Source organism: Streptomyces sp. MMG1121 (assembly GCF_001280015.1).
Classification (GTDB): Bacteria; Actinomycetota; Actinomycetes; order Streptomycetales; family Streptomycetaceae; genus Streptomyces.
On the sequence record NZ_LGDV01000203.1, the window covers coordinates 1 to 13,424 of the forward strand.

Annotated in this window: 13 protein-coding genes and 1 pseudogene; 8 read left to right on the forward strand and 6 right to left on the reverse strand. The window is 70.8% G+C overall.

Translation table 11 applies throughout. The features are described 5' to 3' along the window. Positions 1 to 108, forward strand: a 108-nt coding sequence (locus tag ADK64_RS43480) for an RICIN domain-containing protein (protein ID WP_159046339.1), incomplete at its 5' end; no start/stop codon positions are given. Positions 109 to 284: 176 nt separating this feature from the next. Here ADK64_RS43480 and ADK64_RS27335 read toward each other — a convergent pair. Further along, positions 285 to 995 carry an alpha/beta family hydrolase gene (locus ADK64_RS27335; RefSeq protein WP_078992857.1) on the reverse strand — a complete coding sequence of 237 codons (711 nt, stop codon included), beginning with the start codon at positions 993 to 995 and terminating at the stop codon, positions 285 to 287. Between the two features lie 195 nt (positions 996 to 1,190). Between ADK64_RS27335 and ADK64_RS46715 the strand changes: the two genes are divergently transcribed. Next, positions 1,191 to 1,346: a DUF6131 family protein gene (locus ADK64_RS46715; protein WP_199829719.1), complete on the forward strand. Its 156-nt coding sequence runs from the start codon at positions 1,191 to 1,193 to the stop codon at positions 1,344 to 1,346. A 144-nt stretch (positions 1,347 to 1,490) separates the two neighbouring features. Here the strand turns inward: ADK64_RS46715 and ADK64_RS27340 are convergent, their stop codons facing one another. After that, a complete protein-coding gene (locus ADK64_RS27340) occupies positions 1,491 to 1,790 on the reverse strand; it encodes a hypothetical protein (protein ID WP_053663058.1) in 300 nt (99 codons plus the stop codon). Positions 1,791 to 1,960: 170 nt separating this feature from the next. Continuing rightward, entirely contained in the window at positions 1,961 to 3,052 is a 1,092-nt protein-coding gene (locus ADK64_RS27345) for an enolase C-terminal domain-like protein (protein WP_053663060.1), read from the reverse strand. Positions 3,053 to 3,793: 741 nt separating this feature from the next. Between ADK64_RS27345 and ADK64_RS27350 the strand changes: the two genes are divergently transcribed. Together ADK64_RS27350 and ADK64_RS43485 are read left to right on the forward strand one after the other, a co-directional pair. Next, a complete protein-coding gene (locus tag ADK64_RS27350; protein ID WP_053663062.1) occupies positions 3,794 to 4,588 on the forward strand; it encodes an RNA polymerase sigma factor SigF in 795 nt (264 codons plus the stop codon). A 934-nt stretch (positions 4,589 to 5,522) separates the two neighbouring features. Beyond that, positions 5,523 to 5,858 (forward strand): ANTAR domain-containing protein, encoded by a 336-nt coding sequence (locus tag ADK64_RS43485; protein WP_078992858.1) that lies wholly within the window; start codon positions 5,523 to 5,525, stop codon positions 5,856 to 5,858. A 59-nt stretch (positions 5,859 to 5,917) separates the two neighbouring features. On the opposite strand, the pseudogene ADK64_RS27355 reads toward ADK64_RS43485, so the two are convergent. After that, positions 5,918 to 7,030, reverse strand: a pseudogene (locus ADK64_RS27355) (cation diffusion facilitator family transporter); the annotation flags it as partial. Positions 7,031 to 7,283: 253 nt separating this feature from the next. On the opposite strand from ADK64_RS27355, the gene ADK64_RS27360 reads away from it, so the two are divergent. Next, the gene (locus ADK64_RS27360; protein WP_053663064.1) at positions 7,284 to 7,829 is read left to right on the forward strand and encodes a hypothetical protein; all 546 of its coding nucleotides are present in this window, start codon (positions 7,284 to 7,286) and stop codon (positions 7,827 to 7,829) included. 62 nt (positions 7,830 to 7,891) lie between these two features. After that, complete coding sequence (locus tag ADK64_RS27365; RefSeq protein WP_063789954.1) at positions 7,892 to 8,359, forward strand: hypothetical protein; 468 nt, start codon at positions 7,892 to 7,894, stop codon at positions 8,357 to 8,359. A gap of 849 nt (positions 8,360 to 9,208) precedes the next feature. On the opposite strand, the gene ADK64_RS27370 is transcribed toward ADK64_RS27365, so the two are convergent. Further along, a complete protein-coding gene (locus ADK64_RS27370) occupies positions 9,209 to 10,297 on the reverse strand; it encodes a glutamate--cysteine ligase (RefSeq protein ID WP_053663066.1) in 1,089 nt (362 codons plus the stop codon). A 605-nt stretch (positions 10,298 to 10,902) separates the two neighbouring features. On the opposite strand from ADK64_RS27370, the gene ADK64_RS27375 reads away from it, so the two are divergent. Next, positions 10,903 to 11,634 (forward strand): class I SAM-dependent methyltransferase, encoded by a 732-nt coding sequence (locus ADK64_RS27375; protein ID WP_053663068.1) that lies wholly within the window; start codon positions 10,903 to 10,905, stop codon positions 11,632 to 11,634. A gap of 187 nt (positions 11,635 to 11,821) precedes the next feature. Continuing rightward, complete coding sequence (locus ADK64_RS27380) at positions 11,822 to 12,547, forward strand: GAF and ANTAR domain-containing protein (protein WP_053663070.1); 726 nt, start codon at positions 11,822 to 11,824, stop codon at positions 12,545 to 12,547. A 38-nt stretch (positions 12,548 to 12,585) separates the two neighbouring features. On the opposite strand, the gene ADK64_RS27385 is transcribed toward ADK64_RS27380, so the two are convergent. Beyond that, entirely contained in the window at positions 12,586 to 13,356 is a 771-nt protein-coding gene (locus ADK64_RS27385) for a maleylpyruvate isomerase N-terminal domain-containing protein (RefSeq protein ID WP_053663072.1), read from the reverse strand. Positions 13,357 to 13,424: the final 68 nt, after the last annotated feature.

A 13,424-nucleotide genomic window follows, 5' to 3' on the forward strand; every position in this document is an offset into this window, starting at 1 on the left:
CAGTCCGGGCGTTGTCTCGATGCGCCGAGTGGTGCCACCGCCAATGGCACGCGGTTGCAGATCTGGGACTGCAACGGTGCCGACGCCCAGAAGTTCGCGCTGAACTGAGAACTGAGAACTGAGAAGCCGATACGACCGTGTCCGGTTCTTCGGGCACGGTCGCAACGCTGCGAAGGCGCGGCCGGCCTGCCCCATGAGCGTGCATGCGCCAAGCCGGTCGCCTGTGACGTCACGGAACCAGAGATCTCCGGACGGCTCGACTCCACGGCGCCTGGCACTGGCGGTCAGAGCAGTGGATAGTCGCCCGCACCGTAGCATTCCGTCGGCAGGGGGTCCGGGCAGCCGTCGGGGTCGAGGAGATGGGCGACGACTTCCGCCGCGGTGTGATGCCAGAACCGGTGACGGCGGAGCATCGCGTGGTCGCCGTGGCGGATGACGGCCATCGCCGCCCGCGCCGCCGTGCCCCGCGCCCGGCGCACGTACGCGGCCGAGTCGCCGGGGGAGGTGACCCGGTCCCGTTCGCCGTGCAGGGCCACGATGTGACGGCCCGTCACCTGGTCCACCGGTTCGCCCGGCGGCCACCAGGGGGCGAGGCCGAGCACCCCGTACACCTGCGGGTGGCCGGCGGCGCGCAGCGCGGCCCTTGCCCCCATGGAGTGGCCGACGAGCACCGTCGGTACAGGACCTGCCAGCGCGGCGAGCCGGCGCAGTGCCTCGTGGGTGTCCGCCACCGGGTCGGCCCGGGTGTCGTTCCAGCCGCATACGCGGTAGCGCACCTGGGCGAGCAGCACATCGCCGTGTGGCCGCGCGGTCGCGATCGCCCGGTGGAAGGGGACCATGCGCAGTGCGGCGAGGTGCCAGGGGTGCGAGGGGCGGAAACTGGCCTCACTTCCTCCGTGCAGCAGCAGTACGGCGGCCCGTGGGCGTGCCGGGAGCAGTCGTGGCACGAGGGCGCCCCCGGGCGCGGCGAGGAACTGGGGTGCGTCCTGGTGCACGCTGGGCACTCCTTCTCGGTCTGCGGACACTGGCTCGCCCCCGTGGCACCGCTGCCAAGCCGGACTGGCCACTTCTCATCGCCGGGCAGCACACAGCCTGAGCCCTCTTCCAAGTTTCGTCACGGCTGATGGATGAGGCGGCTGGTTCAGGGAACTCGGTGGCCAGGGAACACTGCCAACCGCAGGAGGCACGCCATGATCGCCCTCGGCATCATTCTGCTGATCATCGGTTTCCTCACAGGTATATCGATCCTGTGGACCATCGGCATCATCCTGACCTTGATCGGAATCGTCCTGTGGGTCATGGGGTCCGTTGGTCACGCAGTCGGTGGCCGACGCCACTACTGGTGAGCGTAGCGGCCCTTCCGAGCCGTGGACTGCGGCAGCCAAGGACTGCTGCGGCGTGGCCCGGCTGAGCGGCGGGTGAGAGGTGGGCCGTGCTCGCGGAGGAGCACGGCCCGCTGTGTCTGCCGAGTCGTCGCCCGGTGGCGCGCGTCAGGCTGCCCGGTGAGCGGATCCGGTCGCGGGGTCGCTCGTGGTCCTGCCGTGCCTCCGGCGCGGACGCGTGTTCCTGTGGCGGTGGTGCGCTGTTCCGCCGGCCATCAGGGCGACTCCCAGGCAGAAGATGAGCGCCAGGGCGAGGCCGGAGCAGAAGAGACCGAGCGGGGTGAGCGTGGCGATGTCGTGACCGAGTACGGACACGGTGTGGGCCGGGCCGCCGGACAGGTTGTCGTTGATCGCGAGGGCTGTGAAGGCGCCCGTCGCCACGATGAGGAGCAGTCCGAGGAACAGCATGCGATTCATCTCCTCAGGGAGTCGTGCCTCTCTCGCAGAGGCGAGTACCTGAAACACGGCGCCTTACACGGCGGTACGGCAGGGTGGAGCTGGGTCGGTCGCAGGTCCTGGACCAGCTGCGGTGCGGCGCTGGTCGTACGGTTCGGCCGGTGCGCGCGCCGAACGGGGCGCTAGGCAACCCGGTATCTCACCACGTCGCACGTCCGCAGCGTCATTCCGTGCCCGGGTCCCTGCTCCGGTTGGACCGTCCCTCCGGTGGGGTTGAGCGCGCCGTCGAAGAACAGCGACTCGATGCGCACGTGGTCGTGGAACCATTCGATGTGGCGGAGGTTCGGGATCGCGGCGGCCGCGGCGGCATGGGCGTTCGGGGCGCAGTGGGCGGAGACCTCCAGCCCGTGGGCCTGGGCGAGGGCGGCGACCCGGAGGAAGTCGGTGATGCCGCCGCAGCGGGTCGCGTCGGTCTGGAGGCAGTCCACGGCGCCCGCCACGATCATGCGCGCGAAGTAGGGGAGGTCATAACCGTATTCACCGGCGGTGACCTCGCAGGGCAGGGCGTCGCGAAGCAGGCGCAGGCCGGCCAGGTCGTCCGAGGAGACGGGCTCTTCGAACCAGCTGACGCCGTAATCGGCGAGGCCGTCGCCGATGCGCAGCGCCTGCTTGCGGGTGTAGGCGCCGTTGGCGTCGACGTACAACTCGGCCTCGGGGCCGATGGCCCGGCGCGCCGCGCGGACGCGGGAGAGGTCCCACGGGCTGTCGCGGCCCCGGTCCCCGCCGATCCTGATCTTGACGCGGGGGATGTGCTGCCCGTGCACCCAACCGCTGAGCTGCTCGGCGAGACGCCCCTCGGGATAGGTCGTGAACCCGCCGCTGCCGTACACCGCCACGCGTGTACGGGCCGCGCCCAGCAGGCGGACGAGGGGGAGTCCCAGGAGGCGCGCCTTGAGATCCCACAGGGCGATGTCCATCGCCGAGATCGCGCACGCGGTGATCCCGGGGCGGCCTGCGTTCCGCACCGATCTGCACATCGCGTCGTGCAGGGCCGGTATGTCCAGGGCGTCATGACCCTCGACCAGGGGAGCGAGGTGCTCGCCGAGCATCAACCCGACGGCCGCCGGGCCGTACGTCCAGCCCGTGCCGGTGACGTCCCCGGCCGCGACCTCGGCGATCACCATGGTCGTCGTGTCCCAGGCGAGCGTGCCGTCGGCCTCGGGGCCGTCGGTCGGCACCGTGTACACGGACACCGCGGGTCGGAGGAGTTTCATCGGGTACCTGCCTGGGGCCGGACCAGTCTCAGTGGCCGCCGCCCGGGTGCTGCGGCAGCACCTTCGCGTGCTGGAAGTCGAGGAAGTAGCGGGGCGAGGGGAGTATCGGTCCCCTTTCGAAGCACCTGTACTCGGGCATGCGTGTAACCTCCGTCACAGAAAGGGAAACCGGCTCCCTTTCGAGTAACCGGCGTGCGGAGGCGGAAACCGGCAGATTCCGGGAGATCCGGCCGGCGGCGGGCCAGTGCGGTGCGGCAGCCCTCTCGAACAGTCGCTGGTCCTGGGCGATCAGGCGTGCGCCCGGCCCGCGACGGCCGGGGCCCGGAACGGTGCGGGCGGCTTCCGGTGTCATGGGGGACCGGATGCCCGCCTGCGGCTCCGCCGCGCGCCCGAGCCGACCCGTCACGGCGGCTCAGCGCACACGTCGAGCGCGGGTACGGCTGCCGCACCGGTTACGGGTCCTTCGCCGGGCCGGATCGCGATCTCACGGAAAGTCACTGCCCGTAACCTTCCGTCCGCCCGTTTCCGTCCGCCGGAGTACTCCAGAGCCGGGCACCTGTGCGCCGCCGCCCAACGGCAGGTTTAGTGTCCCGGCACGCGGGCAGGGGACAACCAGAGTGTTTCGGACAGGAGGCACATCCGTGGGAGCGACGTCTTCGTCGCCCGGATGCGGCCGTCCGAAACGCGGTCGCAGGTCCACGGTGATCGTTCATCCGTCTCGCACGAGAGTGGTGACGCACCATGCGAACCCCTACGAGCGCGCAGTACCGTGCGCATGACGACGCCCCGGACACCGAGCAGGCGTTCCGCCGGCTCGCCGTGCTGCCCCCGGGGCGCCAGCGCGAAGCACTCCGCGAGGAGCTGGTCGAGGCCTGGCTGCCGATGGCCGAGCGCATCGCGGGCCGGTACCGCAGCCGCGGCGAGAGCTACGAGGATCTGCGCCAGGTCGCGGCCCTCGGACTGGTCAAAGCGATCGACCGCTACGACCCGGCGCGCGGCCACGCATTCGAGAGTTACGCCGTTCCCACGGTCACGGGAGAGATCAAGCGGCACTTCCGCGACCACATGTGGACCGTCCATGTGCCGCGCAGGGTCCAGGAGTTGCGCAACCGGGTACGAACGGCCTGTCAGGAGCTGTCCCCGGGCGTCTCGGACAGCTGGCCCAGTGTCCGCGAGATCGCCGGGCTGGCCGAGCTGAGCGAAGAGGACGTCCGGACCGGGCTCGAGGCGCTCGACAGCTTCAACGCGTTGTCGCTCGATGCGGAGGTCTTCGGCAGCGACGACGGCTACTCTCTCGGCGACGCGCTGGGCGCGTGCGACCCGGCCCTCGACACCGTCGTGGACCGCGAGGCCGTCAAGCCCCGTCTGGAGGCCCTGCCCGAGCGCGAACGCACGATCCTGTACATGAGGTTCTTCAAGGACATGACCCAAAGCCGTATCGCCGAGCAACTGGGCATCTCGCAGATGCACGTCTCGCGCCTGATCAACCGGTGCTGCGACCAACTGCGCGAAGAGGTCCTGCAGGATGTCGCATGATCGCGGCTCTCACCTCACGCCGGCTCGTCGAGGCGGTGTCGGGCACGTCGGGGACGGAGCGGGCGAAGTGCCGCGTCGCGTCGAAGTCCGTGCGCAGGTCGAGCGGATCCAGCGGGGTGCAGGCCGGGCGGTGGTCGGGAACGTCCTTGTGGTGGAAGGATTTCCCTCGTATCCGTCGGGACGGCGCTCACCAACGGCCGGTCGCATCCACCGGGTGCCCACCGGAGCGGATCCCATGCCGGTCGGAGGTCCGCATCCGTGCCGTCGGAGGAACTGCGGGCCTGACCGTGCACAGGAAACTACGACCAGGGCGAACCACCGTGCGGTGACCGTCCGCTACACCGTCAGCACGGTGAGGCCGTGCAGACGCTGGTACGGCCGGGCAGCGCCACCAGGCCGACGGCGGACGGCGGGAGTACGCCGGTGCCGACGCGGAGCAGGACCAGCACGCACATGACGGAGCGTCATCTCACGCCCTCCCGCGGTCCTGCGCCTCGCGGGCGCGGGTACTCGCGGGCCTCGGGGCGAGGCACCGCGGGAACGGGTGGGACGCCGGACCGGTGATCGAGGGATCGCTGTGGGTGACTGGGTGGTGGTGGCGACCGCAAGGCCCTGGACGGGGCCCGACGTCTCGGGCTGCCGGTCTCGCCCGAGCGGCTGGGCGGCCTCGTCACGGGCCGCGACGTGACCCCGCCTGGTGGACCCTGGTCCACGCCGCGCTCGGGAAGCCGCTCGCCGCCGAGGTGCTCGCCGCGGCCGGTGCCGGATGACAGCTCGTACGAACCGTGCGCGCGCGGCCATGTGCTTGAGGCCCCTTCCGCCAGCACGACGACCGACGGTTCGCCGCGCTGGCACAGCTCCTTCGGAAAGAGCAGGATGGATGAGCTGGAGCAGTACGTGACGGGCGTACGGCGCATCGGATTCCGGAGGGTTGATGACCACGGACGGGGGCCCGGCCGGGGCCGACGGCGAGCGCGTGCGCGAGCTGGAGGAAGAGGTCGGCCAGCTCAGGCAGGCCGTCAGCTCGCACGCGGTCGTGGATCAGGCCATCGGGATGATGGTCGCGCTGGGCCGGGTCACCCCGGATCAGGGGTGGGTCGTGCTGAAGGACGTCTCCCAGCGCACGAACATCAAACTGCGCCATGTCGCGGAGTCGATCCTCGTCTGGGGGCGGCGCGGTGAGATCTCTCCGGACATCCGGGTCGCGCTGGAAGAAGCCCTCGACCGGCACGGTCCCGCGCAGATTCCCGGTGCACCCTCGACGGACTGACGGAGCGGCGTCTGGTCGCCTCGCGCAGGACGTGGTGTTCGCGGACGAGCTGCCGGATCGCCTCCTCGTGCACAGTGAGGGGCTGGCGCAGGTCCGCCTCCTTCCGTACCGGGCGCATCGGTGATGTCCAGGAACACATGTGTGGCCGGCGGCCACTTGGCAGTGATCCGCCGCTTGAGCCGCACACACACCAGCTCGATCTCCTCGCTGTCGAGCCCGGGCACCAGATCGACGCGCGCGGCGACCAGCACCGAGTCCATGCCCAGCCGCATGGTCAGCAGTGCCGCGACCTTGTCGATCTCGGCCTGGGACGCGAGGAAGTCCTCGATGCGATCGCGTAGTTCCGCATCGACCGCCTCGCCGATCAGCCGGTCCCGCGCCTCGCGGGCCAGCCGGTAGGCGACGCCCACCAGGAGGGCCCCGATCCCCATGGACGCGCCGGCCTCCCAGACCACCTGCCCGGTCACCAGGTGCAGCGCGATACCGAACGCCGCGAGAAGCACACCGATCACGGCCGTCGAGTCCTCCGCGATCACCGTGCGCAGAGCCGGGTCGGTCGTGCCCTCCCGATGCCAACGAGCCTGGTGCAGGGCGCGTATCAGGGAGGCACCGTCGGCCAGCAGCGCGACCCCCAGCACGGCCAGCCCCAGCAGACAGCCCTTCAGCGGCTCCTGCTGGTTCGTACGCAGGGCCTGAACACCCTGGTACACCGAGAAGCAGCCACCCATGACGAAGATGCCCACCGCGGCCAACAGCGCCCAGAAGTAGCGTTCCTTGCCGTACCCGAACGGATGCCGCTCGTCGGCGGGCCGCTCGCTGCGGTGCACGGCGATGAGCAGGAACACTTCGTTCAGACTGTCCGCGACCGAGTGCGCCGCCTCCGAGAGCAGAGCGGGGGATCCCGCGAGGAGCCCGGCGACCGCTTTGGCCACGGCTATCACGACGTTCGCGCCGAGCGCGACGAAGACGGTGACCCGGGTTCGCAGGTCCCGGGCCGTGGACTCCCGATCGCGCTGCCCGTCGGTGTGCGTCACGAACGCAGCCCTCCAGTCTGCCGAGCCGTCACTGACAGCCGCGTCGCTCGACGGACGCGACGTTGGTCGAACGGGGACTCCGGCTCGCCCGCGCGCCGGCGTCCGCCGCTCACCGGCGACTGCCCCGGTGAGCGCCATGCATGCCGGGAGCGGGACCCACGTGCGCGGGATCGGTGCCCATGCGCCCGCGCATTTTCCGATGCCCGGCGTGAAGGGGCCGGGGGAGGCGGGCGGGAATCGTACCGGGTGTTTCCGTCGAATTCATGCGGCACATGTCTGTCCGGGCCGCGGCCGGGTACTCGCGGGATCCAGGAAGTGTGACGGCATTAAGGAGATAAGGGAATTCCAGCACGTATCAACGGCAGAGCGGGACGCGGTCGAGGAGGCTCTTATGTCGACCACCGCAACACTGATCGCCATCATCGTCCCGATAGCGATCATAGTGGCCCTCGCCGCGATGGGCCTGTGGATCACGGTGAGGCGCCGGCGGCTGCGGGAGCGGTTCGGGCCGGAGTACAGCCGGGCCGTGAGTTCGGGGGACAGCCGGCTGTCCAGCGAAAGTGAGCTGCGCTCACGCGAGAAGAGGCATGCCGACCTGGACCTCAAGGAGCTGCCCCCGGAGGACCGCGAACGATACACCGAGCAGTGGAAGGGCCTGGAACAGGACTTCGTCGACAAACCCGATACGAGCGTCGACGAAGCGGACCGTCTGATCACGCGGGTCATGGCGGACCGAGGTTATCCACTGGAAGGCTACGAGCAGCGGGTCAAAGACCTCTCTGTCGAGCACTCCGGCACCCTGGACCAATACCGAGCCGCGCACGAGGTCGCGCTCCTCACCAGGAGCGGCGGCGCGACAACGGAGCAACTGCGGGGTGCGATGGTGCGTTACCGCGCTCTTTTCCGGGACTTGCTGAACAAACCCGTCAGTGAATGACGCGGGCCCGGAACAACAAGACACGACTCGGATCGAGACCGCAGGGAAGGAAGTGAGTCGACATGGAATCCGGCGACGACATGAAGATCGGGTCCGGCACCGAACTGACGACTGAAGATCTGGCCCGAACCGACCCGGAACGCACGGCCGGTGAGCCACCGGCCACGTACCCGGGCGAGGCGACCCCCGTCTCCGAGGGCGAAGCGGCGCCACCCGAGGAGCCGCCTCCCACGGCGGAGGACGACCGGTCAGAGGAGCAGGAACAGTCGCTGATCGATCCGGAGGACGCACGGTCCTACCGCGAGCGCTGGGAAGAGATCCAAGCCGCGTTCGTCGACGACCCCAAGGACACGGTTCGTTCGGCGGATGCCCTGGTGGCGGAAGTGATCAAGTCCCTGGCCGAGACCTTCGCCGCCCACAAGCGAGACATCGAGGACCAGTGGAGCCGTGGTGAGGAGGTCGAGACCGAAGGGCTCCGGGTCGCGGTCCGGCACTACCGGACGTTCTTCAACCAGTTGCTCCAGGCCTGAGGCGTCGACGTACCGGATGTGGGGGGAACAGGCAGGTACCCGACGACGTGCGCTGACCGTGTTGGCTGGCCGGCTCCGCTCGTCGGGCACCTCGCCCGTGCCGATGCCCGGTAGGCACGTCGGGCCGGACCGGCTGATCCAGGCAGGACTGGACGCGCTGATCGCCGGGTCGAGAGCGACGCCCTCGCCGTGCTGGCCGGCCTCCTGCGGAGCGAAGAGCCCGAAGCTCCGGCACCCTTCGACCAGGTGCCGTCCCGCGGCCTGAGCCTCACTCCCCTTAATCCCCTCACCCCCGAGCAGGCCGACACCCTCGCCGCCCACCTGACGCCCTCGGGCGTACGCCCACTCCACCGGAGCCGGTCACAGAGGGCCGGGGTCGAGTCGTGGGTGAGCAGGGCCATGAGCAACTCGTGGGCTGGAGCGGCGAGTTCGTCGACGCCGTCGGCGAAGTCCCCGCCCTGGACGCCGACTCCTGCGCCACCTCGCGCTTCGCCGACATGCACTTCACGTTCTGGGAGACCCGGACCGGCACTCCCGTCTCCATGGCGGGCTCGACGCCGACGGCCGGCTGCATGGTCCGGGTGGACCCCGTCTGCGCCCCGGCTCGCCTCCGGGGCCGTGACTACGTGCGCGCTGTGACGGTCGAGGTGAGCAGGGCCGCGCTGGCCGCAGGCACGACGGACGTCGACTGTTCGCCGACCCCACCGACCCCACCGACCCCACCGGCAAAGCCCTCTACCAGCGCATCGGATACGTCCCGGTCACCAACTGGGCCGCGTACGACTCCTCATGTGCCGTGCCGGAACCCGGCCAGGAACTCCAGGCGATGCATGTCCCGGGTTCACACGGCTACCCCTGAGTACGCCGTACGCACTCGGTGACGACATCCCGCAGGCTGCCCGTGCGCTCCATGAGCAGCCGCTGTTCGCACGCGCCGTTACCCCTGCTCAGCAACTGCGCCATCGCCCCTTCGACGCAGGCCGCGTCGCCGCTCTCGACCAACGCGTCCCCGACGTGTTCCAGCAACGAGCGCACCACATCCGCGGCGGGACGGGGCCGCATGGTCGCGGGATCGAGCAGGTCCTCGGCCAGGCCCGACCGGGCGGCCTGCCACGCGGCCAGTCTCAGCACGCTCACACTGTGGTCGAGCGGTGGCCGGCCCGCCCGCCAGTCGCGTGCCGCCGTCTGAACCAGGGCACGGGCCAGCGCCGCGACGAGGACGGTGGTGTCCGCGCGCAGGCACACATCCGCCACCCGGATCTCCACCGTCGGGTAGCGCGCGGACAGGCGCGCGTCGAAGTACGCCATCGCCTCGTCGAGGATGACCCCGGTGGCCAGCATCTCCGCGACCCGCCGGTGATAGCCCTCGGCGGACCCGAACAGCTCCGTCGGCCCCGCCGACGGCCAGCGGCCCCACACCCGGCTGCGGTAGGCGGCGTAGCCGGTGTCCCGGCCCTGGGAGAACGGCGAGTTGGCACTGAGCGCGCACAGCACGGCGAGCCAGGGACGCAGCCGGTCGACCACGGCCACGCCCTCCTCGTCGGAGTCCACCGACACGTGCACGTGGCAGCCGCACACCAGCTCGTCCCGGGCGGTGATCCCGTAGCGCTCGGCCATCCACCGATAGCGGTCGTTCAGGCTGATCGACGGGCTGACCGGCAGCGGCGACATGGCCAGCGCGGCGACCGCGCACCCGATGCCGCCGGCGTGCCGCGCCGCCTCCTTGCGACAGAGCATGATCTCGGCACCGAGGGCCGCCATCTCCGACTGCGGGTGCGTGGCGCATTCCAGCATCTGCCCGAACAGTTCCTTCTCGAACACGTCCTGTCCGGGATCGTCCTGGGCCGCACGGGCGAGGACGGCGGCCGACATGGCCCTCGGCTCCCCGCTGTCCGGATCGACCAGAAGGAGTTCCTCCTCCACTCCTACCGTGCGCACATGATGCCGCCTTCCCGTCCGGCACGAGCCTGCCGAGGCACCGCACTGCGACAGCGCCGCCCACCGGCGTGGTGGGCTCGGTCCCGGCAGACCTGGTGTCTGCGAGTGCGGTGTCCGGTGCGATCAGGAGATCGTCGGGCGGCCGCTCGGACGCCTGCCCGGTCGACGCGGTGCACGGCGAGCCGGTCGGTTCGGGGCCCGCCGACGGTGATGACCACACCGATGGCCCCGCTTTTCCTGCTGCAGAGATCTTCGCGATCGGACAACGCGGCCTCTCCGGTGCGGACGGCATGAGCATCGTGCGCAGTGCGCATCGTCCTGACCTCCCAGAACTGGCATTCCGCCCGCCGCGGACCGCCGCGGCCGGCGCTCCGTGCGGTGAGGGGCACCCACTACCTTGAATACCCACAGAACGCCCCCACCGTGCGCCCCTGTCCCGATAGTCTCGGCCGCCGCTCGCCTTCGCAGCGGGTGAGATCACTCTCCGGTGGTACACCGATCACGTCCAGGCGTCGACCGGCTCCTCGCCCGCCTGGACGACAGCGGACTCGCGGATCCTGCCCGCTACACGCCTGGACCCCGGTAGCCATGACAACGTGAGTGAGGTGTCCAATTCCGACTACGCGGTCACGGTTGAGTTCTACGATCTGTTGCAGGCTGAGACCCAACGTCGCCAAGCCGAGCGGTGCTTTGCCGAAGCGGCCCGGCGCGCCCGGCGCGCCATCCTCGACGTCGGCGCGGGCACGGGGATCGTCACCGAACTCCTGCTCGCCGTCTCCGCCGCGCCCGTCCATGCGATCGAGCCCGCGGGAGCGATGCGCTCGGCCCTGCTGACCCGCGTGTCCCGCCTGGGTGCCGACCAGCGTGCCCGCCTCACCCTCCACCCCGAACCCGTCGAGGCGGCCGGCCTTGAAAACACGGCGGATCTGGCCATCGCCTGCAACGTCATCGGCTGCCTCGACCCCCCCACCCGCCATGCCGTCTGGCAGGCCATCGGCCGCGCACTCCTGCCCGGGGGGTTGCTCCTCTTCGACCCGCCGCCTCCCCGGCTGCCGGCCCGGCGCGAAACGGCGGGCCGACTCGGACCGGTCCGGGTCGGCCCCGACCTCTACATCGCCGACATCACCCTGGAACCCGAACCCGACCGCGGATTCGTACGCACCGTCTTCACCTACAGCGTCGAACGGGACGGGCGCGTCCTGCGCCGGGAGCGGGAGTCGTTCGCCATGTGGCCGGCCAGCCCCTCCCGCATCGGCGCGGAACTCGTGGCCGCAGGACTACAGGTCGTGCAGGCCCCCAGCTCCGAGCTGATGGCCGCGCGCCGCACCGCGTACTGAGGGAGCGGCCGGGCCCGCGGTCCGACAACCCTGACCCGGAGGCTGTTGTGCCGTCCTCGGGCGGGGTACCCGGCAGGCGTCCGCTGAAGACGAGCGGCGAGCGTGCTCTCGTAAGAGCCTCGGATGTCAGATCGGGGCCTGGTGGATCACGTCCGCCGGCCGGGTCCGCCGACGGGGAGGTGACGAGGTGGAGCGACGGCTGCGTGTCATCGAGTCGCTCGCTGCTGCTGCCGCGGGCGTCGACACCCAGCAGGCTCCGCAGGCCCTGTGCCGGGCCTGCGTGGGTCTGCTGCCGGTCACCGGTGCCTCGGTGTCGATCTCCGGCGGTCCCACGGTACGGGCCACCTGGTGCGCCAGCGACCGCGTGGCGGCGCAGCTTGCGGAGGCGCAGTACACCCTCGGTGACGGGCCCTGTCAGACCGCGCTCGACGTGGCGGCCCCGGTGCTGGCCGGGGACCTCGCCGCCGAGCCGGACAGCAGGCGGTGGCCGGTCTTCGCCCACCAGGCCCTCGCGCTGGGGGCCCGGGCGGTGTTCTCGCTGCCGTTGGGGGTCGGCGGAGCGGCCATCGGCACCCTCGATCTGTACCGCGACCGGCCCGGTGGGCTGTCGGCGGACGAGCTGAGCACCGCCCTGTGGGCGCGGGACGCGGTGACGTTCGCCGTCATGGACCTGCCGCCTCGGCACGGCGCGACCGAATGGGTGCCGGAAGACGACGTGGCGTCCTGGCTGGACGCTTCGGAGACCGGGCACAGCGAGGTCTACCAGGCGATGGGCATAGTGATGATGCGGCTGCGTGCCGACCCCGAGGAGGCTCTGGACCGGATGCGGGCACGCGCCTTCGTCCAGGGCCGTACGGTCACCGAGGTGGCCCGCGACGTGGTCGCCCGCAGGCTCACCTTCCGGCCCGAGTGAGGGTCGGCGGAACCCTCGTTCCCAGCGCCGAGCCCTCTTCAGTAACCACCCAGCAGGGCGCGTACCCTGCGCAGGGTGTCCGGGCCGGCGGAGCTGTGCCAGCGGGAGGCGTCGGCGGGGCGGCGCCCCCACAGCAGCAGGACCCGCACGGCCGCGTCGCTCTCGATCGTGGCGGGGCCCTCGGGGGCGGCGAGCCGGATGGAGCCGCCGTCGGCGTCGGCGGTCACCACGACGTCGTCCATGCCCGGCGTGCGCAGACGGCCCTCGACCCGTCCCTCGGACCCCAGATTCAGGCCGGTGCGGCCCCGCTCCAGCAGGGGGCGGCCGACGGACACCACGCTGTGCTCCGTCATCCAGGGCTCGTTGAGTGCCTCCACCGCCGTACGGTCGTCGCCGGTCAGGTCCCAGCGATGCAGGATCAGCTCCTCGCGCATGTGTTCCGCGAAGAAGGGGACCTTCACGGACCGCCCGGTCCACATCACCTCGGTGTCCGGGGTCAGCTGCTGCGCGGCGGCCGCGGCGACCTCGCTGAGCTTTTCGCAGTTGTTCAGGAAAGCCGTCCACAGGTCGGAGTCCGAGATCCGCCGATAGGGATCTTCACGGTCGAAGCTCCTGGTCTCCACCGGCGTACCCTCCAGGAACGCCTGCAGGACGCGGGCCAGTTCCTCGGCATTGCCTGTCTGGTGGACCAGGACGTCCCGGACCGTCCACGCCTCGCACCATGTGCCGTCGTCGGGCCGCCGTCCCTGTACGGCGTGAACGAAAGGCGCCAGCTCCGGCAGGGTTTCCTCGACCCGGGATGGAATCATGCGCCATGGCTAGCCCGGTCGGTCGCCGGTCAAACCAGCCCGTCCACGACGGCGACTCCGGTCGGCCG

Excerpts from the sequence above, each read along its gene's own strand:
- ADK64_RS27340 (WP_053663058.1), bottom strand. The coding sequence starts at position 1,790 with ATGCTGTTCCTCGGACTGCTCCTCATCGTGGCGACGGGCGCCTTCACA.
- ADK64_RS27345 (WP_053663060.1), bottom strand. The coding sequence starts at position 3,052 with ATGAAACTCCTCCGACCCGCGGTGTCCGTGTACACGGTGCCGACCGAC.
- ADK64_RS27365 (WP_063789954.1), top strand. The coding sequence starts at position 7,892 with ATGGAATCCGGCGACGACATGAAGATCGGGTCCGGCACCGAACTGACG.
- ADK64_RS43485 (WP_078992858.1), top strand. The coding sequence starts at position 5,523 with ATGACCACGGACGGGGGCCCGGCCGGGGCCGACGGCGAGCGCGTGCGC.
- ADK64_RS27360 (WP_053663064.1), top strand. The coding sequence starts at position 7,284 with ATGTCGACCACCGCAACACTGATCGCCATCATCGTCCCGATAGCGATC.
- ADK64_RS27385 (WP_053663072.1), bottom strand. The coding sequence starts at position 13,356 with ATGATTCCATCCCGGGTCGAGGAAACCCTGCCGGAGCTGGCGCCTTTC.
- ADK64_RS46715 (WP_199829719.1), top strand. The coding sequence starts at position 1,191 with ATGATCGCCCTCGGCATCATTCTGCTGATCATCGGTTTCCTCACAGGT.
- ADK64_RS27350 (WP_053663062.1), top strand. The coding sequence starts at position 3,794 with ATGCGAACCCCTACGAGCGCGCAGTACCGTGCGCATGACGACGCCCCG.